The organism is Rubrivivax sp. A210, assembly GCF_904426505.1.
GTDB lineage: Bacteria > Pseudomonadota > Gammaproteobacteria > Burkholderiales > Burkholderiaceae_C > Rubrivivax.
The window spans coordinates 21,140-45,440 of the sequence record NZ_CAJGBN010000011.1 but is presented as its reverse complement, the minus strand read 5'-3'; the positions used below and the strand labels follow the sequence as shown (position 1 = coordinate 45,440).

At 69.9% G+C, this 24,301-nt stretch carries 29 protein-coding genes; 3 read left to right on the top strand and 26 right to left on the bottom strand.

Translation table 11 applies throughout. The annotated features are described in order from the left end of the window. Positions 1 to 172: 172 nt before the first annotated feature. Entirely contained in the window at positions 173 to 1,339 is a 1,167-nt protein-coding gene (locus tag JMV16_RS08470; RefSeq protein ID WP_201493820.1) for a hypothetical protein, read from the bottom strand. A 97-nt stretch (positions 1,340 to 1,436) separates the two neighbouring features. Beyond that, positions 1,437 to 3,335 carry a M48 family metallopeptidase gene (locus JMV16_RS08465; protein WP_201493819.1) on the bottom strand — a complete coding sequence of 633 codons (1,899 nt, stop codon included), beginning with the start codon at positions 3,333 to 3,335 and terminating at the stop codon, positions 1,437 to 1,439. Between the two features lie 160 nt (positions 3,336 to 3,495). Between JMV16_RS08465 and JMV16_RS08460 the strand changes: the two genes are divergently transcribed. After that, the gene (locus tag JMV16_RS08460; protein WP_201493818.1) at positions 3,496 to 4,053 is read left to right on the top strand and encodes a hypothetical protein; all 558 of its coding nucleotides are present in this window, start codon (positions 3,496 to 3,498) and stop codon (positions 4,051 to 4,053) included. 8 nt (positions 4,054 to 4,061) lie between these two features. Here JMV16_RS08460 and JMV16_RS08455 read toward each other — a convergent pair whose 3' ends face one another. After that, positions 4,062 to 4,673: a methyltransferase domain-containing protein gene (locus JMV16_RS08455; RefSeq protein WP_201493817.1), complete on the bottom strand. Its 612-nt coding sequence runs from the start codon at positions 4,671 to 4,673 to the stop codon at positions 4,062 to 4,064. An 86-nt stretch (positions 4,674 to 4,759) separates the two neighbouring features. Here JMV16_RS08455 and JMV16_RS08450 point away from each other — a divergent pair, with 86 nt between their 5' ends. Together JMV16_RS08450 and JMV16_RS08445 are read left to right on the top strand one after the other, a co-directional pair. Beyond that, entirely contained in the window at positions 4,760 to 5,260 is a 501-nt protein-coding gene (locus JMV16_RS08450) for a GNAT family N-acetyltransferase (RefSeq protein ID WP_201493816.1), read from the top strand. A gap of 107 nt (positions 5,261 to 5,367) precedes the next feature. Further along, positions 5,368 to 5,910, top strand: coding sequence for a hypothetical protein (locus JMV16_RS08445; RefSeq protein ID WP_201493815.1), 543 nt, complete (start codon positions 5,368 to 5,370; stop codon positions 5,908 to 5,910). 31 nt (positions 5,911 to 5,941) lie between these two features. On the opposite strand, the gene nifA is transcribed toward JMV16_RS08445, so the two are convergent. From nifA to nifX, 23 genes are all read right to left on the bottom strand, one after another. Further along, positions 5,942 to 7,747 carry a nif-specific transcriptional activator NifA gene (nifA, locus tag JMV16_RS08440; RefSeq protein WP_201493814.1) on the bottom strand — a complete coding sequence of 602 codons (1,806 nt, stop codon included), beginning with the start codon at positions 7,745 to 7,747 and terminating at the stop codon, positions 5,942 to 5,944. 132 nt (positions 7,748 to 7,879) lie between these two features. Next, positions 7,880 to 8,338: a ferritin-like domain-containing protein gene (locus tag JMV16_RS08435; RefSeq protein WP_201493813.1), complete on the bottom strand. Its 459-nt coding sequence runs from the start codon at positions 8,336 to 8,338 to the stop codon at positions 7,880 to 7,882. Between the two features lie 10 nt (positions 8,339 to 8,348). Beyond that, complete coding sequence (locus JMV16_RS08430) at positions 8,349 to 8,642, bottom strand: ferredoxin family protein (RefSeq protein ID WP_201493812.1); 294 nt, start codon at positions 8,640 to 8,642, stop codon at positions 8,349 to 8,351. Further along, a complete protein-coding gene (locus tag JMV16_RS08425; protein ID WP_201493811.1) occupies positions 8,639 to 9,943 on the bottom strand; it encodes an FAD-dependent oxidoreductase in 1,305 nt (434 codons plus the stop codon). Before JMV16_RS08425 ends, JMV16_RS08430 begins: the two co-directional genes overlap by 4 nt. A gap of 15 nt (positions 9,944 to 9,958) precedes the next feature. Next, positions 9,959 to 11,059, bottom strand: a complete 1,101-nt coding sequence (locus tag JMV16_RS08420) for an electron transfer flavoprotein subunit alpha/FixB family protein (protein ID WP_201493810.1) — start codon at positions 11,057 to 11,059, stop codon at positions 9,959 to 9,961. A gap of 13 nt (positions 11,060 to 11,072) precedes the next feature. Then, complete coding sequence (locus tag JMV16_RS08415) at positions 11,073 to 11,921, bottom strand: electron transfer flavoprotein subunit beta/FixA family protein (RefSeq protein WP_201493809.1); 849 nt, start codon at positions 11,919 to 11,921, stop codon at positions 11,073 to 11,075. 16 nt (positions 11,922 to 11,937) lie between these two features. After that, positions 11,938 to 12,288, bottom strand: a complete 351-nt coding sequence (nifW, locus tag JMV16_RS08410) for a nitrogenase stabilizing/protective protein NifW (protein WP_201493808.1) — start codon at positions 12,286 to 12,288, stop codon at positions 11,938 to 11,940. A 19-nt stretch (positions 12,289 to 12,307) separates the two neighbouring features. After that, entirely contained in the window at positions 12,308 to 13,456 is a 1,149-nt protein-coding gene (nifV, locus tag JMV16_RS08405) for a homocitrate synthase (protein WP_201493807.1), read from the bottom strand. A gap of 557 nt (positions 13,457 to 14,013) precedes the next feature. Further along, on the bottom strand, positions 14,014 to 14,370 hold the full coding sequence (gene fdx, locus JMV16_RS08400; RefSeq protein ID WP_201493806.1) for an ISC system 2Fe-2S type ferredoxin: 357 nt from the start codon (positions 14,368 to 14,370) through the stop codon (positions 14,014 to 14,016). A gap of 4 nt (positions 14,371 to 14,374) precedes the next feature. Beyond that, entirely contained in the window at positions 14,375 to 16,282 is a 1,908-nt protein-coding gene (gene hscA, locus JMV16_RS08395) for a Fe-S protein assembly chaperone HscA (RefSeq protein WP_201493805.1), read from the bottom strand. Positions 16,283 to 16,296: 14 nt separating this feature from the next. Further along, positions 16,297 to 16,620, bottom strand: coding sequence for a HesB/IscA family protein (locus JMV16_RS08390; RefSeq protein WP_201493804.1), 324 nt, complete (start codon positions 16,618 to 16,620; stop codon positions 16,297 to 16,299). A 10-nt stretch (positions 16,621 to 16,630) separates the two neighbouring features. Continuing rightward, positions 16,631 to 16,981: an iron-sulfur cluster insertion protein ErpA gene (erpA, locus tag JMV16_RS08385; protein WP_236580417.1), complete on the bottom strand. Its 351-nt coding sequence runs from the start codon at positions 16,979 to 16,981 to the stop codon at positions 16,631 to 16,633. A gap of 89 nt (positions 16,982 to 17,070) precedes the next feature. After that, the gene (gene iscU / locus JMV16_RS08380) at positions 17,071 to 17,511 is read right to left on the bottom strand and encodes a Fe-S cluster assembly scaffold IscU (RefSeq protein ID WP_201493802.1); all 441 of its coding nucleotides are present in this window, start codon (positions 17,509 to 17,511) and stop codon (positions 17,071 to 17,073) included. 15 nt (positions 17,512 to 17,526) lie between these two features. Next, positions 17,527 to 18,747: an IscS subfamily cysteine desulfurase gene (locus JMV16_RS08375; RefSeq protein ID WP_201493801.1), complete on the bottom strand. Its 1,221-nt coding sequence runs from the start codon at positions 18,745 to 18,747 to the stop codon at positions 17,527 to 17,529. Positions 18,748 to 18,970: 223 nt separating this feature from the next. Then, positions 18,971 to 19,765, bottom strand: a complete 795-nt coding sequence (locus tag JMV16_RS08370) for a TOBE domain-containing protein (RefSeq protein WP_201493800.1) — start codon at positions 19,763 to 19,765, stop codon at positions 18,971 to 18,973. Between the two features lie 2 nt (positions 19,766 to 19,767). Beyond that, positions 19,768 to 20,862 carry a molybdenum ABC transporter ATP-binding protein gene (gene modC / locus JMV16_RS08365; protein ID WP_201493799.1) on the bottom strand — a complete coding sequence of 365 codons (1,095 nt, stop codon included), beginning with the start codon at positions 20,860 to 20,862 and terminating at the stop codon, positions 19,768 to 19,770. Further along, the gene (gene modB / locus JMV16_RS08360; RefSeq protein WP_236580415.1) at positions 20,859 to 21,542 is read right to left on the bottom strand and encodes a molybdate ABC transporter permease subunit; all 684 of its coding nucleotides are present in this window, start codon (positions 21,540 to 21,542) and stop codon (positions 20,859 to 20,861) included. The genes modC and modB overlap by 4 nt, the downstream gene beginning before the upstream one ends. Beyond that, the gene (gene modA, locus JMV16_RS08355; protein ID WP_201493797.1) at positions 21,539 to 22,291 is read right to left on the bottom strand and encodes a molybdate ABC transporter substrate-binding protein; all 753 of its coding nucleotides are present in this window, start codon (positions 22,289 to 22,291) and stop codon (positions 21,539 to 21,541) included. The genes modB and modA overlap by 4 nt, the downstream gene beginning before the upstream one ends. Before the next feature lie 127 nt (positions 22,292 to 22,418). Continuing rightward, a complete protein-coding gene (locus tag JMV16_RS08350; RefSeq protein WP_236580414.1) occupies positions 22,419 to 22,877 on the bottom strand; it encodes a nitrogen fixation protein NifQ in 459 nt (152 codons plus the stop codon). Continuing rightward, a complete protein-coding gene (fdxB, locus tag JMV16_RS08345; RefSeq protein WP_201493796.1) occupies positions 22,847 to 23,152 on the bottom strand; it encodes a ferredoxin III, nif-specific in 306 nt (101 codons plus the stop codon). Before fdxB ends, JMV16_RS08350 begins: the two co-directional genes overlap by 31 nt. A 26-nt stretch (positions 23,153 to 23,178) precedes the next feature. Further along, positions 23,179 to 23,382, bottom strand: a complete 204-nt coding sequence (locus JMV16_RS08340; protein ID WP_201493795.1) for a CCE_0567 family metalloprotein — start codon at positions 23,380 to 23,382, stop codon at positions 23,179 to 23,181. 10 nt (positions 23,383 to 23,392) lie between these two features. Beyond that, complete coding sequence (locus JMV16_RS08335) at positions 23,393 to 23,869, bottom strand: NifX-associated nitrogen fixation protein (RefSeq protein WP_201493794.1); 477 nt, start codon at positions 23,867 to 23,869, stop codon at positions 23,393 to 23,395. Beyond that, positions 23,866 to 24,276 (bottom strand): nitrogen fixation protein NifX, encoded by a 411-nt coding sequence (nifX, locus tag JMV16_RS08330; RefSeq protein WP_201493793.1) that lies wholly within the window; start codon positions 24,274 to 24,276, stop codon positions 23,866 to 23,868. Before nifX ends, JMV16_RS08335 begins: the two co-directional genes overlap by 4 nt. Positions 24,277 to 24,301: the final 25 nt, after the last annotated feature.

Below are 24,301 nucleotides of genomic sequence, written 5' to 3'. Positions count from 1 at the left end.
AACGAGCGGCGCCCCGGCCAAATGCTGCCGGAGTCGCTTTCCGGCTCATGGACGGGCCTGTCCGCGTGGGGTGAAGTTCGAGACTAGGCCTGGCGGCCCGCCAAGACCTTGATCCTGGTCAGCCCGGCGGCCGGGGCCGGGACTCAGGCGGATTTCCAGCCGTCTGCCAGGCTCAGCCAGCCCTGTTGCCGCCCGGCCGCCGCGCCAGCACCAGCGCCACCAGCAGCCCGCCCGCGATGCCCGCAAAGGCCAGCGCATCGGACCAGGCCGCGACCACGGCGCCCAGCACCAGGGGTGTGGGCAGGCGGATGGCACCGGCCACCAGCGAGGCCATGCCCAGCGCCGCGGCCGCGCCGTCGCCGGCGCCGCGGGCGATCAAGGCAAAGCAGCAGGGCACGACGCAGGCCGTGCCCAGGCCCACGAGGGCAAAGCCGAGCAGGCTTTGCGGGAACTGCGACGACGTGGCCACGGTGGCGAAGCCCAGCGCCGCCAGCGCCAGCGAGATGACGATGACGCGCGGGTCACCCAGGCGGCGGCGCAGCGCGTCACCGAGCAGACGCACCACGGCCTGGACGCCAGCAAAGACGGCAGCACCGGCGCCGGCGTAGGCCGCCAGCTCGGCCGCCTGACTCACGAGGAAGCGCGCCGAAAACATCTGCGCCGCCATTTCGGCGGCGATGGTGAGCCCGAGCACGATGCCGATGCGCGCCACCCCCGTGCGCGCACCAAAGCCGCGCGACGGCACGGCCAGCGGCGCCACCCGAGCCTGGGCACGCGGGCCCAGCCTGCAGACCGCCAAGGCCACCGGCAGCGTGACGCCCAGCACGAGCACGGCGCACCAGCCCGGCCCGGCCCGGCTGGCGATCAGGCTGCCGCCCAGCGCGCCCAGCGCGAAGGCGGCCGAGGCGGCGGCGTGCATGGCCAGCAGCACCGGCCGCCCCAGATCGCGCTCGACGGCCGTGCCTTCGGTGTTCATCGCCAGGTCCAGCAGGCCCAGGCCCAGGCCCAGCAAGGCCAGGGCCGCCATCAGCACCGCCGGCGTGTCGGCGGTGAACAAGACGGCGTAGCAAGGCAGGTTGGCCGCCAGCGCCATCAGCATCAGGCGCCGCGGGGGCACGATGCGGGCCAGCTGGCCGCCGCCGGCCATTGCGGCGATATAGGCACCCGTGTGCAGCGTGAGCGCCAGGCCCAGCGCCGCGACGCCCAGGCCGGTGTGCAGGCTCAGCGCCGGGATGGACCCGGCCCAGAGGCCCAGGCCTATGGCGTAGGAAAAGAAGACCGCGGTGACCACCGCGCGGGGCGAGAGCCCGGCGGGCGGCGGATTCGAGGCATTGGGCATGCGCGTTCCGTTGAGAGCGAGGCCGATTCTCGCCAGCCCGACCAGGCACCGCGGATCGAAGGCCCGGGAACGCGCCGGAGGCGCAGCATGGCGGCTCTCAGAGCAGACGCGCACCCGGCAAGGCACGCAGCTTCTTCAGCCAGGGCGCGAAGCGGCCGTCCAGCGTGACGAAGACCAGCGGCAGCGGCCATTCCAGCTGGGCCAGGCGCTGCACCACCGCGGCCTGCTTGCCGCGGCGCCGCCCCCACCAGCTCAGGCGCAGGCCTGCCACCCACTGCAGCGCCTGGGCGTCAGCCGGTATCGGGCGGCGGGCAATGTAGACCTCGGCGATGGAGTCGCGCGCCTTGCCGGCCAGCAGGGCCTTGATGGCGGCCAGCATCTCGTCGTCCAGGCCGTGGGCGGCGAAGCTGTCCTTGGCGTCCAGTTGCTCCAGCTGGCGTACACGCTCGGCCTCCAGCGCATCGCGGGCGCGCCAGCGTTCGATGTAGGCATCGGCCTCGTCCTTGCGCCGCGCCTCGAGCAGGAAATCGACGGCGCGCTGGCAGGCCGGCTTGGTGGCCTCGGGGTCCAGCTCGCAGGCGCGGTCCAGCAAGGCGAGGCCCGCGGCGTCGCCCTTGTCCAGCAGCACCTGGCCATGGATGAAGAGACCCAGCGCATGGCCGGGGTGGGCGGCATTGAAGGCGGCCAGGGCCTCGCGCAGGTCGACCTCGGGCTCCAGCCTCAACGTCAGCCGGTGCAGCTCGATCTCTTCATCGGCCGTGCGCCCGGCCTGCGCGCGCAGCGCATCGAGGCGCAGGCGCTGCTGGCGTGCCTGCTCGTGGCGCTCGGCCCAGGGCGTGGCCACCTGCTCGGCCCAGCGGGCCTGGAATTCGGCGCGCAGGCGCTCCACCAGCGGGCCCAGCCAGGCCTCGGCGGCCGAGACGCCCTGCAGCGGCGGCGGCGGCTCCTGCAACTGCCCGGGTGGCGTGCGCAGGGCCGCGAGGCGGGCACGCAGCGTGGGATGGCTGTCGGTGTAATGGCCTTCGCGGTCCAGCGCCTGGCCCAGCCAGCGCTCGGCGTCGGGGCGGGCCGGCGGCTGCGCGCTCTCTTGCGCCCAACGCTGCATCAGGTCGGCCGGCGGCGCGGCATCGACCACGATGCGTTCGAAGGTCTGCGCCATGAAGCGCTGGTGGCGCGGGCCCACCACGTTGACGCGCTTGAGGGCATGGGCGGCATGGGCCCCGCCCACCAGCTGCGCCGAGGCGGCATCGGCCTGGTATTCGTCGGCCCGCGCCAGCACAAAGGTGTAGGCGTTGAAGTAAGGCGCATACCAGCGCACCAGCGGCGCCACCAGGCGGCCCAGCCAGCCCTGGATGTGGTCGGTATAGGCCTGCACCGTACCCCAGGTGTGGCGCAGGCGGTAGATGTAGGCCGAGAAGCGGCCGTGCGAGCCGGCGAGGTGACCGTATTCATGGGCCACCACGGCCAGCGCCTCTTCGGCCGGCAGGCTTTCCAGCAGCGGCAGGCCCAGCAGCAGGTAGTTGCGGTTGAAGCCCACGAGGCCGAAGGCCGGGTGCTGGGAGACGGCGGCGTTGACCTCGTCCACCACCAGCACATGGTGGAAGCGCGGGCCGCGCATCTGCGCCCGCATGCGGTCCAGCTCGGCGAAGAGCGCGGGCGCCTCGGCCGCGGTGATCGCGCGCCCCTGCGGCCGCGGCAGGCGCACGAAGAGCGCACGCAGGCCGGCCTTCACGAGATACCACAGCGGAATGGCCAGCAGGATCAGCAGCTTGCCCAGCTTGAGCAAGAGCAGCAGCGCCGCGCCACCGCTGAAGACAATGGCCACGGCAATGCCCGCCAGCACCAGCAGGCCGAAGCCGACGACGCCGAAGAGCAGCGCCAGGATGGCAAAGCCCAGCAGCGTGAGCGCCACCACGCGGGCACGATAGCCCACCGGGTTGGCGGCGCTCTCCTGTTCCAGGCGCGTAACAAGTTGCTTGAAATGCTGTGCATCCATGGTGGCTTCGAGGGCTGGCCTGCCTCAGTGTGCCGTGCCGTCGCCCTCGCGCACCCACCAACTTAGGGAGCAGGCGCGGCCAGCAGGGAAGCGCGGCCTGGGTTACCCTGAATCCACATTCAGGGGGCGCGGCAGGCCGCCTTCTGCAGGAGTGTTCCGCATGGGCTCCTCCCGCCGTCACTGGCTTCCCAAGGGCGCCGTTCTTGTCTTCGACCGCAGCGACCTCGGCTTTGCCGCCTTGCGCCTGGTGCGGCGCCCCTATGCCGAGCTGCACTCCTTCCAGCAGCGCCTGGGCGAATGGAAGGAGGATGGCGAGAAGTTCCTGGTGATGGTGCCGGCCCCGCCCGAGCTGCGCCTGGCCACGGCCGACAACCTGCGCGAGCTGGGCCTGGTGCTGATGAAGCTGGCGCTGCGGCGCCACCGCAATTTCGGCGATGTCGACGGCCTCGTCTTCAAGGCCATCGCCACCGATCCGGCCTTGCTGAAATGGGGTGATCGCTTCTGGTCGGAATGCGTGGACGGCCTGCTGGCGCCCATTCCCGTCGCCCCCATGGAGGCGGTAGAGCCCATCGCGCTGGGCCAGCCCCTGCCCTCGCCGCTGCCCGCGCCCGACGCCGAGGCGGATTCGGCACCGATGCCCCTGGACACGCTGCCGCCCGGGTTGTTCGGCAATGCCGCCACGGCAGCCGCGCCCGGCCACCGAATCGCCAACGCCTGAGGGCGGCCTCAGCGCCGCACCAGCCGCGCCGCCAGCTCGTGTACGAGGTTGGGATGGGGCACCTTGCCATAGGGCGGCTTGGGCCAGGTCCAGGCGGCCTCGGGGAAGAGGGCACGCATGCCATTGATGTCGCAGTGGTAGGGCGGGCCCTGGATCAGACCCTCCTCGGTGGCGGCCGGCCGCAGCATCTGCAGGAACAGCACCCACAGCACGCCGTCCTCCTTGAGCCAGGCGCGCAACTGGCCGGCATAGCGCGCCCAGTGCTCGGGGTGGAGGGCGCACAAACAGGTCTGCTCGTAGATGGCGTCGAAGGGCCGCGGCGGCCGGTAAGTCAGCACATCGGCCTGCACGATCTCGGCGGCGACGCCGCGCTCGCGGCACAGGGCGCGGGCCTTCTCGACCGCGGCGGCCGTGTAGTCGATACCCACCACCTCGAAGCCGCGACCGGCGAGTTCGGCCACCTCCCAGCCACTGCCGCAGCCGGGCACGGCGATGCGGCAGGGCGGGAGCGCGCCGCTGTCCAGCCAGGCCAGCAACTGCGGACTGGGACCGCCACGGTCCCAATGGGTCTGCTGGGTCTGGAAGCGTTCCTGCCAGAAATCGGGGGTGGGTCCGGACATGGGGGGGCACTCGGCAAGCTGGGACGTCCGATTCTGCGCCGCCCGGACCGCGCCAGGCCCTGCTCCCTGCAATGGCAAACTGGCGCATGCAATCCACCCTTGCCGCCGCCACCGCCGTCCTGCGGCCCATGGTCGAAGCCGCCTTCAGCAGCTATGTCGACGAAGCCGTGGCCGCTTATGCCCGCGACAAGGTCGCGGCCGGCCAGTGGGCCGAAGACGCAGCGCTGGCCAACGCCGGGCTCGAGTTCCTGGAACTGCTGCCCCAGGGCCTGGCAACGCCTGACAACTTCCTGTTCGAGATCGTGGGGCAAGACGGCGCCACCGCCGTGGGCGTGCTGTGGGTGGCAACGCAGGAGCGCGCGGGCCGGCTTGCGGCCTATGTCTATGACCTCGCCGTCCACCCCGCCCACCAGCGCCAGGGCCACGCCAGCCGCGCACTGACCAGCCTGGAAGCGAAAGTGCGCGCGGCCGGCCTGGCCGGCATAGGCCTGCATGTCTTCGGCCACAACCGCGGTGCCCAGGCCCTGTATGCCCGGCTGGGCTACCTGCCGATCAACATCAATATGTTCAAGACCGTGGCGCGCTGAAATCCGTGCGTCGGTGACCTCGGTCACCAAGCTGCACAGCCGGGAGCCGGTACGGTATGGGGTACGGCAGCGCAAGCCGCGCCGCCCCTCACCATCAGGAGCCCCCGATGACGATCAAGAAGTCTGCCCTTGCCCTTGCCCTGCTCGCCACCACCACGCTGGCCAGCGCCCAGTCGTGGCGCCTGTTCCCCCTCTTCACCGACCCCAACCACAAGCTCGAGCCGACGCTGGCGCTGACCGCCGGCTCGGTCAGCCCCGACGGTGGCAGCGACGCCTCCACCGTGGGCCTGGAACTGAGCTTCAACTGTGGCCTCATCCAGTCGCCCGACAACCGCATCCGCTCCTACCTGAAGATGGAACGCGCCGACAAGAACGGCGTCGAGTCGACCCAGTTCGAACTGAGCCCGCGCTACACCGTGCCGTTGGGCGGCAACGTCGTCATCGGCGCCGGCCCCAGCCTGACCGCGGTGAAGCTCAGCGCCCCCGGCCTGTCGAAGACGGTCTACGGCGGCGGCGTCGCGGCCGGGCTCGACTGGCGCATGGGCCGCCTGTATGCCGGCGTCGACCTGCGCTGGCACGACACCTCGGCCAAGGACGGCGCGCAGTTCGACAACACCGCCGTGGCCGTGAAGGTGGGCTTCAACTTCTGATGCCGGGCCGCCCCCGCCTGGGGGCGGGCGCTCAGAACTTGCGCACCTCGATGCGGTTCTTCTGCAGCGCATAGCCCATCTGGCGCGGCGTCAGCCGCAGCAGGCGGGCCGCCTTGGCCTGCACCCAGCCGCAACGCTCCATGGCCCAGATCAGGCGCTCGCGCTCGCTGCCGGGCGGCACCCCGGGCACCGCAGGCAGGTCAAAGGCGGCCAGGCCCTGGGTGGGGCCTATCGTGGTCACGCCGTCCGTGCCACCCTCGTCCTCGTCGGCCAGGGCCGCATAGGCCGCGTCCCCCTCGTCCTCGGGCCAGCCCGCCGAAGCAGCCGCGCGTGCCGGTTGAGCCGGCGGTAGCGGCCGAGCCGGCTGGTTGGGCGCCGGGCTGCGCAGGCGGCTGATGGGCGGGCTGATCGTGACCGGCACGGCGGCGGCGACCGCGTCTTCCTTGTCCAGCGAATGCAGGGCCTGGGTCAGGCAGCGGTCCTGCTTGCAGCCGAAGGCGACATCGCGGATGGTGTCGTCGCGCACCATGGTGGCGGTGCGCTCGATGCAGTTTTCCAGCTCGCGCACATTGCCCGGCCAGTAGCAGGAGCTGAGCACCTTCATCGCCTCGGGCGTGACCTTGAGCTGGCGCGCGTTGTCCTTGTTGAAGCGGTCGACGAAGTGGGCCACCAGGGGCGGAATATCGGCCCGGCGCTCGCGCAACGGCGGCAGGAAGATGCTGACCACGTTGATGCGGTAGTAGAGGTCGGCGCGGTACTCGCCGCGCTGCACCATCTTCTCGAGGTCGCGGTTGGTGGCGCAGATCAGGCGCACGTCCACCTTCACCGCCTTGCTGCCGCCCACGCGCTCGAACTCGCGCTCCTGCAGCACGCGCAGCATCTTGGCCTGGAAGCCGGGCGAGATGTCGCCGATCTCGTCCAGGAACAGCGTGCCGCCATGGGCCAGTTCGAAGCGGCCCTTGCGCTCGCCCACGGCGCCGGTGAAGGCGCCCTTCTCGTGACCGAACAGCTCGCTTTCGAGCAGCGATTCGGTGAGCGCCGCGCAGTTGACCTTGATGAAGGCGCCGTCCTTGCGCGGCGACAGGTAGTGGATGGCGCGTGCGATGGCCTCCTTGCCGGTGCCGCTCTCGCCGCGCAGCAGCACGGTGGCGCGCGAGGGCGCGGCCTGATGCACCTCGGTGAAGACCTGCTGCATGGGCTTGGACTCGCCGATCACGTTGTCCAGCGCATAACGGCCACGTGGCACGCGCTGCAGCGCCTTCTGCAACCGCGAAGCCTCGAGCTGGAGGCGCTGGTGTTCATCGCGCACCGCCGCCTGCAGCTGGGCTGCCTGGGCCAGCAGCGAGGCCACCATGGTCATCAGTCGCTGGTCATCGGACAGGCGGGCGCCGTCGCGCACGTCGCGCTGCGCCGCCAGCACGCCCAGCACATGGCGATCGGTCTTCAGCGGCACCGCCACCATGGCCAGCAACTGCCCTTGCTGCGGACCGAAACCGCCGGTGCGGTCGATGAACTCCGGCGCCTCGGCGACATTGGTCACCGCGGCCGGCATCGCGGTGGAATAGACATGGCCGACGACGCCTTCACCCGACTTCCAGCGGCCGCGCGCAGCCTGCTCGGGCGTGAGACCGACCCAGCTGTGCACCACCAGCTGGCTCGCTTCGCGGTCGGGCAGCACGATCATCGCGCGGGGCAGGTCCATGTGCGTCGACAGCACATTCAGGGCGACGCGGAAATTGCGGTCGATGTCGAGCGAGGCGCTGAGGATGCGCGAAATCTCGTAGACCGTGATCAGCTCGATGTGCGAGCGCTGTTCGGTGCGCGTGCGGGCCAACATGGGTCACCTCCTGGGTCTGCTGCGGGGCCGGCCCCTTGTGAGGGCCTCGTTCCGGTGCAAAAGCTGCGCCAAGGGAGGGCAACTGCAGGCAGGGCCCTTCCTGACCAGAGAGGTTTGCAAGAAGTGAGCCCGCTAGACGCGGGCCTGCGCGATCAGCTTCTCGATCTGGCGCACATGGTCGGCCTCTTCCTCGGCGAACTCGGCGGCCATGGCGCGCAACTCGGCGTCGGGCGTGGTGGCAGCGATGCCGGCGTAATAGGCGTGGCCGCTGCGCTCGCCGTCCAGCGCCAGCTCCAGCGCATCGAGCGCGCTCATCTGGGCGTCGACGCCGGCCCAGCCGGCGGTCTCGGGCGAGACGCCATCGGGCCATTCGAACTCGTGCGGCGCCAGCGTGGGCAGCTCGCGAAAGCCGCCGCGCGCCACCGCGTCGGCCAGGTGCAGGCGCGAGTAATGCGCCATGCGGCCGAAGAAGGCCTGCAGCTCGCGGTTGCCTTCGGTGCCCATGGAGGCGGACAGCTCTTCGTAGCGCCGCGCCGCCTCGCGTTCGAGTTGCACGGCGTGGGTGAGAAAGCTGCGGACGGTGGTAACCATGCTTTCGCCCTCAGCCGAACTTGAACAGGATGCCGTGGCCGCCGCGCGGGTATTCCCACGCGACGTTCATGTGCTGGTTGCAGATGACGCGGCAACTGCCGCATTCCAGGCAGCCGTCGGTGATCAGCGTCACCCGGCCATTGCCCTCGGCCTTGTAGCAGGAGGCCGGGCAGACATAGGTGCAGCTCTGGTCGCCGCACTGGTTGGTGCAGATGTCGGCGTCCTTGATGCGGATGTGCGGCCGGCCGTGGTCGACCTTGTAGCGGTTCTGGAAGAGCTTTTCTTCCACATTGACAGCGATCATCGGAAAGCCCTCCAGAGCTTGAATGCGTCACCGACCAGCCCGCGCCAGCGGCGCGCGGCCTTGAAGCTGCCGAAGATCTGGCGCTCCTTGGTCTTCTTGTCCACGCCATCGACCGTGAACATGGTCTTGGCGGCGCCGGTCACCAGGGACGGGTAGGTGGTGAAGAAGTGCGGGCTGCTGTGCAGCACCTTCGGCATGTCGCGGTACTTGTGCAAGTCCTTCATCACGAAGCTCTCGTCCAGCGCCGCCTTGTAGGCGCGCAGGGTCTTGGCGCTCATCTCCTGGCCGGCGGCCTTGGCCGCGATCACCGTCTCGGCCGCCAGGCGGCCGGTGGTCATGGCCAGGTTGCTGCCTTCGCGGTGTACCGCGTTGACGAAGCCGCCGCTGTCGCCGACGATCATCCAGCCGTCGCCGTACACCTGGGGCACGGCGTGGAAGCCGCCTTCGGGGATCAGGTGGGCCGCGTATTCCTTCATTTCGCCGCCCTCGATCAGCGGCGCGATGCTGGGGTGCTTCTTCAGCTTCTCGAGCAGCGCATAAGGCGTGGTGCGCAGCGGGTTGGCCTTGAAGTCGCCCAGCATGCAGCCCACGCCGATGGTGAGCGAATCCTTGTTGGTGTAGAGGAAGCCCGTGCCCACCATGCCTTCGGTGACGGTGCCCATCAGCTCGATGACCACGCCCTCCTCGCCCTTGATGTTGAAGCGCTGCTGGATCACCTCTTCGGGCATGAAGAGGATTTCCTTGACCGCCAGCGCCACATTGCCCGCATCCAGTTCCGGGTGGAAGCCGGCCTTGCGCGCCAGCGTGGAGTTGACGCCGTCGGCCAGGATCACCACATCGGCATAGACCTCGCCGCCCTTGCGGTCGCAGCGCACGCCGATGCAGCGCTTGCCGTCCATCAGCAGTTCTTCCACCGTGGTCTCGCAGATCAGCAGCGCGCCGGCCTCGCGCACCTTGGAACTGAACCACTTGTCGAACTGGGCGCGGATGATGGTGTAGCGGTTGTAGGGCGGCTTGTTGTAGTCGTCGCTGCGGTAGTGGGTGCCGATGAAGCTGTTGTCGTCCAGCACCCAGACACGCTGCTCGATGATGTGGCGCTCCAGCGGCGCGTCGTCGCGGAAATCGGGGATCACCCGCTCCAGCGCATCGGCATAGAGGATGGCGCCCTGCACGTTCTTGCTGCCGGGGTATTCACCGCGCTCGATCTGCAGCACCTTCAGGCCCGCCTTGGCCAGCGTGTAGGCCGCGGTGTTGCCCGAGGGGCCGGCACCGACGACGATGGCATCAAATTTTTCGGCCATGCTTGTCTCCCTTGTTCAGGCAACCTTGCGGATGCGCTTGTCCAGATGCGATCGGAAAGCCTGCGTCAGCGCCGGCAGCACCTGCATGGCGTTGCCGACGATGCCGTAATGCGCGAAGTCGAAGATGGGCGCATTGGGGTCGGTGTTGATGGCGACGATGACGTCCGAGCCCTCCATGCCCACGCGGTGCTGGATGGCGCCGCTGATGCCGGCGGCGATGTAGAGCTTGGGCCGCACGGTCTTGCCGGTCTGGCCCACCTGGCGCTCGGCCTCGGCCCAGCCGGCCTGGGTGACGGCGCGCGTAGCGCCCACTTCGGCACCCAGCACGCGCGCCAGGTCCCACACGAGCTTGAAGTTGTCGGCGTTCTTCAGGCCCTTGCCGCCGCTGACGATGACATCGGCATAGGCCAGGTTGACGGTGTTGCGGTTGGCGTCGGGGATGTAGGCCAGCAGCTTGGTGACGATGTCGGTTTCGATCATGCCCAGCGGCATCTCGACCACGTCACCCGTGCGTTCGTCGTCACGCCGCGGCAGGCTCATCACGCGCGGCCTCACGGTGGCCATCTGCGGCCGGTAGGCCAGCGTCATGATGGTACATAGCAGGCTGCCGCCGAAGGTGGGGCGGGTGGCGGCGAGAGCCCGGCCGTCGATGTTGAGCTCGGTGCAGTCGGCCGTGAGGCCGGTGCCCAGCGTGGTGGCCACGCTGCCGGCGAGGTCGCGCCCCATCGCGGTGGCGCCCAGCAGCATGATCTCGGGCTGGTGGGTGTTGACGAGATCGGTCAGGCCCTTGGTGAAGGGCTCGTTGCGGTAGCCCTTGAGCACCGCGTCGCGCATGATGTAGCAGCGGTCGGCACCATAGGCATAGGCCTCTTTCGCATAGGCGTCCAGCGGCTCGTCGGGGCCGCCGAGGATGATGCCGGAGACGCTGACCTGCAGCTTGTCGGCGAGCTTGCGGGCCTCGCCCATCAGCTCCCAGCTCACCGGGTTGACATGGCCGCGGTCGTGCTCGACGAAGACCCAGATGCCCTTGTAGGACTTCAGGTGCTCGGGCAGCTCGGTGTTGCGTCCGGCGCGGCCGGCCGCCTTGGGCGCGGCGGGCTTGGGGGCTTCGCTCATCGCGGGTTCTCCTTCAGGCGGAAAGGCGTTCGACCAGCTCTTCTTCGAGCTGCGGGTGCGTGGTGAACAGCTTTTGCAGCAGGTTCAGCGTCACGTCATTGAGATTGCTGTCGGCCAGCACCTGCAGGTCCACCTTCTGCTGGCGCGGCGTGGGGCCGAAGACCTTGCTGACGACGGTGGGCGAGCCCTTGAGGCCGATCTTGCTGACGTCCTCGATCTCGGCGTCTTCCTTGCTCCAGCGGCGCACCGGGAAGCGGCCGGCGCGCAGCATGTCTTCCAGGCTGGCGAAGCGCATCTGGTTGGTGCCGTCGAGCATGGTGATCAGCGAAGGCAGCGTGGTCTGCAGCAGTTGCACCCCGCCTTCGGCGCGGCGCTCGACCTTGAGCGTGCGGCCGTCGAGATCGACCTCGACGATCTTGCTGACATAGGTGAGCAGGTTCATGCCCAGGCGCTTGGCCACGCCGGGGCCGACCTGGGCGGTGTCGCCGTCGATGGTCTGCTTGCCGGTGAAGACCAGGTCCACCGCCTGCTCCTGGCCGATCTTGCGGATGGCCGCGGCCAGCGCATAACTCGTGGCCAGGGTGTCGGCGCCGGCGAAGGCGCGGTCGGTGACCAGCACCGCGTCGGTGGCGCCGAAGCTGATGCACTTGCGCAGGCTTTCCTCGGCCTGCGGCGGGCCCATGCACAGCGCGGTGACGCGGCCGCCGAACTGGTCTTTCAGGCGCAGCGCCTCTTCCAGCGCGAACAAGTCGTAGGGGTTGACGATGGCCGGCACGCCCTGGCGCATGATGGTGTTGGTGACCGGGTGGACGCGGATCTGCGCCGAATCCGGCACCTGCTTGATGCAGACGACGATGTGCATGGGGATGTCCTCGTGTTCAGGCCGCGTGGGCTTCGCGGCGGCGTTCGGCCAGGCTGTCGCGCAGGTTGGCCAGTTGCACATGCTGGGTGCCGCCGGCGTCCTGGAAGACCTTGAAGACCTTCTCCTGGGCCGGCGTGGAAACCACGAAATCCTGGTAGGCCTGGGACAGCAGTTGGCGGTAGCGGCGGAACAGCTCCACGTCGTCGGCCGTCTCCAGGCCTTCGGCACGGCGCAGGTACTGGAAGAAGCGCTTGAGGATGTGCAGGCGGTTCACCTGCAGCACCGGCTCGGCAAAGGGCAGGCCGAAGAAATGCATGAAGTCCTCGGCGCTGGACAGGGCCTTGAGGCGTTCGCTGAAACTTTCCATCGTCGTCTCCTTGGGGGGCTTAGGCGCAGGCCACGGCCGGGCGCGGCAGGGTCTGCAGGTAGAAGTGCATCAGCTCGGCATCGCTGGGCACACGCTTGGTGTCGACCACATGGGCGCGGATGCGGTCCAGCAGCGGCTGCACCTCGCGCTCACCCAGGGTCAGGCCCAGGCGCGCATAGGCGTGGCGCACGCCGTGGCCGCCCGAGTGCTTGCCCAGCACCAGGCGATGCTCGCGGCCCAGCTCCTCGGGCTGGAAGGCCTCGTAATTGCCGCGGTCCTTGAGCAGGCCGTCGACATGGATGCCCGATTCGTGGGTGAAGACGGCGTCGCCGACGATGCTCTTGCCCGCCGCCACCGGCCGCCCCGAGGCCAGCGCGACGAGCTGCGAGATGGCCGGAAGCGCCGTCGTATCGACGCCGCATTCGACGCCGTAGAGATGGCGCGCGGCCATCACGACTTCTTCCAGTGCCGCGTTGCCGGCGCGCTCGCCCAGGCCGTTGACGGTGGTGCTGGCGTGGGTGGCACCGGCCAGCATGGCGGCCAGGGTGTTGGCATTGGCCAGGCCCAGATCATTGTGGGCGTGCATCTCGATGTCAATGTCGGTTTCGCGCCTCAGCGCGGTGATGCGGGCATGGGTGGCAAAGGGGTCGAGCAGGCCCAGCGTGTCGGCATAGCGCACGCGGATGGCGCCGTGGCGCTGCGCCACCTGGGCCGCCTGCACCAGGAAGCCGGGGTCGGCGCGCGAGGCATCTTCGAAGCCGACGCTGACCGCGCTTCCTTCAGCCGCCGCCAGATCCACGTAGCGCGAGATGGTCTCCAGCACCCAGGCGCGGCTCTTGCCAAGCTTGCGTTCGATCTGCATGTCGGACACGCTGATCGCCAGGTGTACGGTGTCAGCGCCGCAGCCCAGCGCAGCGGCCAGGTCGTTTGCTGCCATGCGCGCCCAGACCATGGTGCGGGCGCGCCGCACCGAGCCGGTGATGGCGCGGATCAGCTCCCTCTCGTGCGCGCCCATCACCGGAATGCCGACCTCCATCTCGGGCACGCCGGCGGCGTCCAGCGCATGGGCGATGGCCAGCTTCTCGGCATCGCTGAAGGCCACGCCCGCGGTCTGCTCACCGTCGCGCAGCGTGGTGTCGTTGATCGTCAGGGTGGGTGTGGTGTGCATGGCGTTCAGGGCTTGGGATGCAAAGGCTTTCGCAAGCGCTGTGCCATGCGGCGCGTTGACTGCAAGTGGTTGATTTGATTGGGGTTGTGGGTGATGGGTTGCAGACGCCGGGGGCTGTGGTGTTTGTCGGGTGTGCGACAGGTGGCGGGTCAGCTGGGGTGGCGCGGCGCGCCAGGCGGCATTCGGCGGCGGCGCCTGCTGCGGCAGAAGGCGCCGCCGCCGAATACCACCTGGCGCGCAGCAAGCAGGGTGGCGCTCGGTACGCCACCGCGGTCTCGCAAAGGCGGGTGCGGGCGGGCTGTGGCGCGCCTACGGGGCGCCGAGGAGCGCAGGGCCCGTGGCCGCGAGCGCAGCGAGCATCGTGGACTGACTCGCCGCAACTGTCTGAGCGTAGCGAACGCAGTGAGCGCAGCGAGTTTTGCGGCGGGGCCACGGGCCCGAGCACCGCAGGGAAGTCGGCCCCCCAGGGGCCGACCGCCCCGTTGAAGCGCCGCGGCCCGCCCGCACCCGCCTTTGCCGCTCGCCTCTACGAGAACCCGACTTGAGCGGACTCCCGCCTACGCCTCACGCGCATGGTTGCGCGTATGCCGCGGCAACTCCACCACCAACTCAACCTCGCCAACTCTCACGCAGCACGACAAACGCGACTGCGCATCCAGCCCCCAGGCCGAGCCCAGCTGGTCTTCCTCGTCGTCGTCGGCCGGTGTCACCGCATCGGCGCCGACGCGCAGGTGCACATGGCAGGTCGAGCAGGCGCAGACCTTCTCGCAGGCGTGTTCGATGGCGATGCCCTGCGCCAGCAGTTCGTCCACCAGCTTGCGGCCCCGGCGTGCCTCGAAGGCCAGACCTTCGGGGCAGAGATCGGGGTGCGGCAGCACCGTGATGCGGGTGGTGCTGACGGTGTTGACGCTCATCGCTTCAGGCCGCCAGTTGATCGATGCGCTGGCCGGCCAGCGCCTGCTGCACGCGCGCATTCATGCGCTGGGCGGCAAAGGGCGTGGTGGCGACATTGAGCGCATCGGTGGCGGCGCGCAGCTCGTTGCACAGCGTCTGCTGCGCCTGCTGGTCGACACCCTCGCCCTCGGCGCATTGCTCCAGCAGGTCGGACACCGCCTGCAGCGCGGCCAGGATCAGGAACTGCTCGCGCGGCTGCAGCAGGGCCGGGCCGTCCTGCAGCAGCGCCGCGTGGGTGGCGTCGAGCAGGCGGCGGGCCTCGACCTCGGCCTCGCGCAGCATGCGCGCCGCGGCGTCAGTCTCGGCGCTGCCGATGGCATCGGTGAGCATGCGCGCCACCGCATCGGGTGGCAGGCCGTAGCTGGGCTTGACCTCGACCTGGGCGTGTACGCCGCTGCCCTGCTCCACCGCGCTCACCGACAGCAGGCCGTCGGCATCGATCTGGAAACTGACGCGGATGCGCGCCGCGCCGGCCACCATGGGCGGAATGCCGCGCAGCGTGAAGCGCGCCAGGCTGCGGCACTGGCTGACCAGCTCACGTTCGCCCTGCACCACATGCAGCGCCATCGCCGTCTGGCCGTCCTTGAAGGTGGTGAAGTCTTGCGCACGCGCGCAGGGAATGCTGCTGTTGCGCGGAATGATCTTCTCGACCAGGCCACCCATGGTCTCGAGGCCCAGCGAGAGCGGACTCACGTCCAACAGCAGCAGTGCCGCGTCGCCGCTGCGATTGCCGGCCAGCTGGTCGGCCTGGATGGCCGCGCCCAGCGCCACGGCCTCGTCGGGGTCGATGTCGGTGTGGGGCGCGCGGCCGAACAGCGCGGCCACCGCGGTGCGCACCGCCGGCATGCGGGTGGAGCCGCCCACCAGCACCACGCCGTCGACATCGGCCGGCTTCAACTGGGCATCGCGCAGCGCGCGCTTCACCGGGCCCAGCGTGCGCTCCACCAGGTCGGCCGTCAGTTCATCGAAGGTGGCGCGGTCCAGCGCCACCGCGACCAGGCTGCCGTCGCCGCGGCGGCACTGCATGGTCACGCTGTCGGCGTCGGTCAGCGCCTCTTTCGCAGCGCGGGCGGCGGCGTGCAGAGCGGCCATCTCCTGCGGCAGCCAGCCGCCGCCGCTGGCGCCGGCAAACCAGACCACCAGGCGGTGGTCAAAATCGTCGCCGCCCAGCATGGCGTCGCCACTGGTGGCCACGACCTCGAAGACGCCGCGCGCCAGGCGCAGCACCGAGACATCAAAGGTGCCGCCGCCAAGGTCATAGACCACGTAGAGGCCTTCCTCGGCCTGGTCCAGCCCGTAGGCCACCGCCGCCGCCGTGGGCTCGTTGAGCAGGCGCAGCACGGTCAGGCCGGCCTGCGCCGCGGCGTCCTTGGTGGCCTGGCGCTGGGCGTCGTCGAAATAGGCCGGCACGGTGATCACCGCGCCCACCAGGGCACCACCCATCGCGGCCTCGGCCCGCAGGCGCAGCGCGCGCAGCACCTCGGCGCCGACCTGCACCGGGCTCTTCAGGCCCTGGCGCGTGCGCACGCCCACCGCGCCGTCGGACAGCGCCGCCAGTTCGCAGGGCAAGGGCGTTTCAATGACATCGGCCAGCGAGCGCCCGATCAGGCGCTTGGCCGAGGCGATGGTGTTGAACGGGTCGGCCGCGGCCAGAGCGCGCGCCGCCTGGCCGACCACCACCTCGCCGCTCTCGCCGTAATGCACCACCGAGGGCAGCAGCCGCCGCCCTTCTTCATCGGCCAGCACCGTGGGCAGGCCGCTGCGCACCGTGGCCACCAGCGAATTGGTGGTGCCCAGGTCAATGCCCACCGCCAGCCGGTGCTGGTGCGGCGCCGCGGCGCGGCCGGGTTCGGCGATCTGCAGCAAAGCCATGGCGTGGGCGGTCCCTAGACCTTGAAGGATTCCCCACACCCGCAGGTCGCGCTGGCGTTGGGGTTGTTGAACTTGAAGCCCTCGTTGAGGCCTTCGCGCACCCAGTCGAGCTGGGTGCCATCGATCATCGGCAGGCTGGTCGCCGAGACCAGCAGCTGCACGCCCTCGCTCTCGAACTGCAGGTCCTCGGGCACGGCCGCGTCGGCGAATTCGAGCGCATAGGCATAGCCCGAGCAGCCGCTGGTCTTGATGGCCACGCGCAGGCCGACGCCGCCGCCGCGCTGGGCCAGCGCCTTCTGGATCTGCTTGGCGGCCTTGGGGGTGACGCTGATGGACATCGCGCCCTCCTCAGACGTTGAAGGAGCTGCCGCAGCCGCAGGTGCTGTTGGCATTGGGGTTGCGGATCACGAAGCGCGCGCCCTCAAGCTTGTCTTCATAGTCGATCTCGGCGCCCACCAGGTATTGCAGGCTCATGGCGTCGACCACCACGGCCACCGCGCCGCGCTCGACGCGGGTGTCGTCTTCCTTGACCTGGTCGTCGAAGGCGAAGCCGTACTGGAAGCCGGCGCAGCCGCCGCCGGTGACGAAGATGCGCAGTTGCAGCGAGGGGTCGCCCTCCTCGGCCAGCATCTCGGCCACCTTGGCCACCACGGCGTCGCTGATGTTCAGCGCCGCGGCGCCTTCGGCCAGCGTGGGCATGGGCAGGCTGCCGGCGGGCAGCGGGGTGCAGGCGGTGGCATTGCCTTGCGATTGGCAGGTGGACATGGTGGTTCTCCGCTGGGTGGGGGTCAGTGGCTGCTGGCGCAGGCCGGGTATTCAGCTGACGCGGCATCGCCGCCTTGCAGCGCGGCCTGGCGGGCGCGGTAGTCGCTCACCGCCGCCTTGATGGCGTCCTCGGCCAGGATGGAGCAGTGAATCTTCACCGGCGGCAGCGCCAGTTCCTCGGCGATGGCGGTGTTCTTGATGGCCAGGGCCTGGTCGAGCGACTTGCCCTTGACCCATTCGGTGACCAGCGAGCTCGAGGCGATGGCCGAGCCGCAGCCATAGGTCTTGAACTTGGCGTCCTCGATCAGGCCGGTGGTGGCGTTGACGCGGATCTGCAGCTTCATCACATCGCCGCAGGCCGGCGCACCGACCATGCCGGTGCCGACGCTGCCGTCGGTGGCCTCGAAGCCGCCGACATTGCGCGGGTTCTCGTAGTGATCAACGACTTTTTCGCTATAGGCCATTTCGGACTCCTGGGTTCAATGGGCAGACCACTGGATGGATGCGAGGTCGATGCCGGCCTGGTGCATGTCCCACAGCGGGCTCAGCTCGCGCAGCCGCGCCACCGTGGCGCTGACCTGGGCAATGGCGGCGTCGATCTCGGCCTCGGTCGTGTTGCGGCCGATGGAGAAACGGATCGAGCTGTGCGCGACCTCGTCCGACAGGCCCAGCGCGCGCAGCACATAGCTGGGCTCCAGGCTGGCCGAGGTGCAGGCCGAGCCCGAGGAGACGGCGATGCCCTTCATGCCCATCAGCAGCGATTCGCCCTCGACGTACTGGAAGCTGATGTTCAGGTTGTGCGGCACGCGCTGCTCGAGGCTGCCGTTGATGCGCGTTTCGGGCAGGGCCTGCAGGCCAGCCAGCAGGCGGTCGCGCAGCATGCGGATGCGCTCGTTCTCCACCGCCATGTGCTCGCGTGCCAGCCGGTAGGCCGCACCCATGCCGACGATCTGGTGCGTGGGCAGGGTGCCGCTGCGCATGCCGCGCTCATGCCCGCCGCCGTGCATCTGCGCTTCGATGCGCACGCGCGGCTTGCGCCGCACGTAGAGCGCGCCTATGCCCTTGGGGCCATAGGTCTTGTGCGCCGACAGGCTCATCAGGTCGACCGGCAGCGTGGCCAGGTCGATGGCGATCTTGCCGCTGGCCTGGGCCGCGTCGACATGGAAAAGCACGCCGCGGCTGCGGCACAGCGCGCCGATGGCGGCCATGTCCTGCACCACGCCGATCTCGTTGTTGACCGCCATCACTGACACCAGGATGGTGTCGGGCTGCAGCGCGGCGCGCAGCAACTCGAGGTCCAGCAGGCCGTCCTCCTTGACGTCGAGATAGCTCACCTCGAAGCCGGCGCGCTCGAGTTCGCGCATCGTGTCGAGCACCGCCTTGTGCTCGGTCTTGAGCGTGATCAGGTGCTTGCCGCGCGCCTGGTGGAACTGCGCCGCGCCCTTGATCGCGAGGTTGTTGCTTTCGGTGGCGCCGCTGGTCCAGGCGATCTCGCGCGGGTCGGCGCCGATCAGCGCCGCGACATCGCCGCGCGCCGCCTCGACCGCCTCTTCCGCGGCCCAGCCATAGGCGTGGCTGCGCGAGGCCGGGTTGCCGAACTGCTCGCACAGAAAGGGCAGCATCTGCTGCACGACGCGCGGGTCCACCGGGGTGGTGGCTGCGTAGTCCAGGTAGATCGGCAGGCTGGCGGTGGGGTCCATGGCGGGGCTGCTTTCGGGGCCGGGTTCAGCCCTTCATCGCAGGGACCGTGCCAGAGCCCCGTTCCTGCAGGAAAACCCTTGCAGATCAGCGACTTGGCTTGATCGCTGCGGCGGGGCATGCGCCCCGGCCCGGTGCGCCTGTCGGCTTTGTCGAAAGTGCGACGCGGGGCGCCACGCGGACCGGCAGGGCCGCACGGGTGGCGGCCACGGCCGCCATCTCCGCTCAGCCGGCGGCCACCGCCAGCATGACCGAGTACGCCTTGAACACCGCCGTTGCCGGCTGGCCCACGGCCAGCGCCAGGGCCGAGACCGCATCGTTGGTGACGCTGGCCGTGACCACCGCGCCGCCGGGCAGGGTCAGCGCGACCAGGGAAGACACGGCGCCCTTTTCGATGCGCGAGACGGTGCCGGCCAGCTGGTTGCGCGCCGAGAGCTTGTAGCCGGCGAAATCGGCCACCAGCACCACGGCCGAGGCCTTGACCAGGGCGATGGCCTCCTGCCCCTTCTTCAATGCCAGCGACCTGGCCGCGGCAGACGTCATGGTGGCGGTGATGGCTTGGCCGCCGGCCAGGGTGAGCGTGGCCTGGGCCGAGACGGGGCCGATGGCGACCTCGACCAGCGTGCCGGCGAACTGGTTGCGGGCGGTGGTCTTCATCGCCATTCTCCTCAGGGTGCCGGCCAGGGCCGGCTGTTGCATGAGCCAGGCGTCCTGCTCGCGCAGAAAGCCGTCGTGGGCCTGTTGCAGCTGGCGCCAGCACTGCAGCAGGGCCAGGGCCGCTTCGGTGAGCCGCGTGCCGCCGCCGCGGGCGCCGCCGGTGGCGGTGTGCAGCAGCGGCGCCCGCGCCAGGTTGGAGGCCGTCTCCAGCACCATCCAGGCGCCCTTGTAGCTGTAGCCGGCCACGCGCGCCGCCTTGTTGATGGAGCCGGTGTCGGCAATGCCTTGCAGCAGCGCGAAGAAGCGCCCGTCCAGGCGCCCGGCGAGCTTGAGTTCGGCGCTGAGCAGCGAGCCTTCGGCCATGGCTATTCCATCAAGGCCACGGTCTTGACCTGGGCCCAGACCTCCTGACCCGGCACCAGTTGCAGCGCATGGGCCGAACGCCGCGTCAACCGCGCCACCAGCGGCGTGGCCTTGCCCACGCGCACGCGCACCAGGGCCAGGGCCGGGTGGCTGTCGTCGGCGATGGCCTCGACCGTGGCGCGCAACTGGTTGCCGATGCTGGTGCCGGTCTGCGGTGCGCGCGTCAGGCTCACGTCGCGCGCCAGCACACGCAGGCGCACGCGCCGGCCCAGCGGCAGGCCGTGGTCACGCGCCCACAGGCCGCAGGCGCCGCCGCCCTGCGGGTCCTCGTCCACGTCCAGCCGCGCCAGCTGCCATTGCGCATCGCGCTCGCCCACCACGCCCTGCAGCACGACGCCGGCGTCCTCGCCCAGCGGCAGCGGCAGGTCCAGCCGCGCCAGCATCTCGGGCACGGGCCCCTGGGCCAGCACGCGGCCGGCGCGCAGCAGCACCAGCTGGTCGGCCAGGCGCGCCACCTCGTCCAACGCATGGCTGACGTAGACGATGGGCAGGCCCAGCTCGCGCTGCAGGCCTTCGATGTAGGGCAGCACCTCGGCCTTGCGCTCGGCATCCAGCGCGGCCAGCGGCTCGTCCATCAGCAGCAGGCGCGGGCTGGTGGCCAGGGCGCGGGCGATGGCCACGCGCTGGCGTTCGCCGCCCGACAGCGTGGCCGGACGGCGGTCCATCAGCGCGCTGATGCCCAGCAGCGCCACCACCTGGTCCAGCGGCACGCGGCGCAGTGCAGGCGCGATGCGCTTCAGGCCGTAGTCGAGGTTGCGCTGAACGCTGAGGTGGGGGAAAAGCGCCGCTTCCTGGATCACATAGCCCAGCGCGCGCCGGTGCGTGGGTACGAACAGGCCGCGGGCGTCGTCTTGCCAGGTCTCATCGCCCAGGCGCACATGGCCGGCGGCACGTTCCAGCCCGGCCAGCGCGCGCAGCACCGTGGTCTTGCCGCAGCCCGAGGGCCCGAACAGCGCACTCACGCCGCGCGCCGGCAGCTGCAGCGCCACCTCCAGCACAAAGCCGCGGCGCGGCAGGCGCAGGGCGATGTCGATCATGGCGGCGGCGGCGCAGCATGCGGCGCGCGGTTGACCAGGTAGAGCGTCACCAGCACCGTGAAGGCGAAGAGCAGCATGAAGGCCGACAGGCGGTGGGCGTCGGCGTACTCCACCGCCTCGACGTGGTCGTAGATGGCCACCGAAAGCACGCGCGTCTGTCCGGGGATGTTGCCGCCCACCATCAGCACCACGCCGAACTCGCCCACGGTGTGCGCAAAGCCCAGCACGCAGGCCGTCAGCAGCCCCGGTCGCGCCAGCGGCAGCGCCACGGTGAAGAAGCGGTCCAGCGGCCCGGCGCGCAGCGTGGCAGCGGCCTCCAGCGTGTTCTCGGCGATGGCCTCGAAGGCCTGCTGCAGCGGCTGCACCACGAAGGGCAGCGAGTAGATCATCGAGGCCAGCACCAGGCCGCCGAAGCTGAACGGCAGGCGACCCAGGCCCAGCGCCTGCGTCAGCTGGCCCAGGGGCCCCTGCGGCCCCATCAGCAGCAGCAGGTAGAAGCCCAGCACCGAGGGCGGCAGCACGATGGGCATGGCCACCAGCGCAGCCCACAGCGGCTTGAGCGGCGAGCGCGTGCGCGCCAGCCACCAGGCCAGCGGCAGGCCCAGCAGCAGCAGCAGCAGCGTGGTCGTGCCTGCCAGTGCGGCGGTCAGGCGGATGGCGGTCCAGTCGGCAGCCGTCATGGCAGGCCGTAGCCCCATGCCTGGATCTGCGCCCGCGCCGCATCGGTCTTCAGATAGGCCAGCAGCGCCGCCGCGGCCGGGTTGGCGGCGCCGGCCTTGAGCAGCACGGCATCCTGGCGTATGGGTTCGTACAAGGCCTGGGGCACGACCCAGTAAGAGCCGGCCGCCGGCTTGCCGGGCACGGCCAGCTGCGACTGCGCGACAAAGCCCAGCTCGGCATTGCCGGTGCTCACGAACTGGAAGGCCTGGGCGATGGTCTCGCCGGTCACCAGGCGCGGTGTCAGCTTGTCCAGCAGGCCGCGCGCCTTGAGCACCTGCTGCGCCGCCTGGCCATAGGGCGCGACCTTGGGGTTGGCGATGGCCAGGTGTTCGAAGCCGGCGCCGGCCAGCACCGCGCCCTGGGCGTCGACGAAGCCGGGCCTGGCACTCCACAACACCAGCCGGCCGATGGCGTAGCTGAAGGCGCTGGCGGCCACGGCATGCCCTTCGATGATCAAGCGGCGCGGCGTCTCGTCGTCGGCGGCCAGCAGCACCTCGAAAGGGGCGCCGGCGACGATCTGCGCATAGAACTTGCCGGTGGCGCCGCTGCTGACCTTGAGCGTGTGGCCGCTGGCCTTGGCAAAGTCTTCGGCAATGCGCGCCAGCGGGCCGGCAAAGTTGGCGGCGACGGCCACCTGCACCTCGCCGGCATGGCTGGCGCTGCCGGAGAGCAGGGCGAAGGATGCGATGAAAAGCTGAATGCGGCGCATGGCTGAACCCGGGCTGGTGGCGTACTGGCCCCGAACCGGCCTTGTCCAGTTTACGACAAAGCGCTATGTATTCAGGTACACAACCAAACGGCAGCAAAGATCGGGCCAGGGCGCCCGCGCCGGTGCTTCAGGTCTCGGGGCCGAAGCAGACCGGCCGGTCGCTGCAGACGGCGCAGCTGGGCGCCTTGCAGATGAAAAGCTCTTCGCGCTCGCACAGCTGCTTGTAGAGAAACTTCTTCCACTTCATGTCAGCGTGGTTGCGCGCCACCAGCGCCGGGAACCAGTGCGCCATCAGCGCCGAGAGTTCGGCGCGCGACTCGAAACCCAGGTCTTGCCAGAGGTGCTGGTCGCCCAGGCAGGCCAGCGCCACCCATTCGGCCACGGCCAGGCGCTGCTGCGGCGTGCCGGCCGTGGGGCTGGCGTGTTCCAGCAGCAGCGCGCGCACGTCGACGACCTCGTCGTCGCGCTGCTGGCGGCGTTGCGCCACCTGCTCCTGCAGCGCCGGGTGCAGCGGCGCTGGGATGGGGATGGGCCCCTGCAAGGCGGCCTGCATGCTCAGCCCGGCGCCGCCGCGTGCGAGTGGCACTTCTTGGGGCAGATCTTGGCGCAGGCGGTGCAGCCTATGCACAGCTCGGGGTGCGCCACGGTCATCACCTTCTTCTCGTACTCCTCGTCGTCGTCGGCGTCGGGGTCGAGGCCGACGCGCTGGCCCTCGTCGTCCAGGCCCACGAGCTCGAGCACGCCACGCGGGCAGACGCGGAAGCAGCGGCCGCAGCCTATGCACTTGATCTCGTCGATGGACTGCACGAACTGCGGCGTCCAGCTTTCGCCCGAAGGCATGGTGATGCTGAAGTCGGACATGGTGCGCCTCCTTGCGGCGGTGGGGTTCAGGCGGTCTGCTGCAGCGCTGCCAGGCGCAGCCGCGCATCGGTGAGCGCGACGTGGGCGTCGAAGGCGGCCTGGGCCACCGACGGGATGCGTTCGAAATCCTTGGGCAGTTCTTCCGACAGGTCGTGCAGGTCCATCTTGGTCTGCGTCGCCTTGGCGTTGAGCTTGCGGATCTCGGTCTTCAGGGTGTCGATGTCGCTCATGGCTTGTTCCTCAACCGTAGTTCGCCACGTCGGGATAGGCCTTGATCATCTCGACGCCTTCCTGCACCAGCTTGTTGCCGGCCAGCGCCAGCTTGGCCAAGCTGGGGTAGCCGAAGCGGTGTACGTCGCGCAGGTAGCGGTTGACGACGATCAGCCGGCCGGTGGTCAGCACGCATCGGCCGAAGCCCTCGTGGCTCATCTTCATCATCGGCGCCACCATGCAGCCGGTGGCGCGCTCGATGGCCAGGCCGATGGCGTTGTGGAACAGGTCCAGCCGCCACAGCGTGTCGGGATCGGGGTCGCCCATCATCGGCAGCTCGCGCCGCTGTTCGGCCGTCAGGATGTAGGGTTCGAGCAACTGGGCGTCGCTCTTGCCTTCCCAGGTGCCGTGGGTGTCCTGGGCGCGCAGCTGCTTGACCAGCTCGCGCACGAAAGGGTCTTGCAGCAGGGCGTCTTCGGCCAGCTCTTGCACCGCGGCTTCGCTCATGGTTTCACCTCTTCGTCTTCAAAATCGATGGCTCTTTCCTGGCCCTTGAGCAGGGCCTTGCGCATCCACGGCGGCGGCGTGCCCTTGAGCACGGTCTGCAGCTTGTCCAGGATGTCGAGGATGGGCTCGGGCGTGTTGACCTTGACCGGGTGGATCTTGGAAGCCACCACGCGCGCCGCGGCCGAGCCGCCGATGGCGGCGACATAGACGATGGCGCAGTCGGCAATGGCCGCGAGCTTGGGCGCGAGCTTGTCCTCGTCGCCGTCCTCGGCCAGGTCTTCGCCGAAGCCGAAGTCCTGCACGAAGGCATAGCCCTCGGCGGTGACGTCGTAGACGGCCAGGTGCTTGGCCCAGCCGAAATGCGCATCGACGCGCTGCTGGTCCTGGGTGGCGAAGGCGATCTTCATCGTGGGCTCCTCGTGAGTTTGGGGG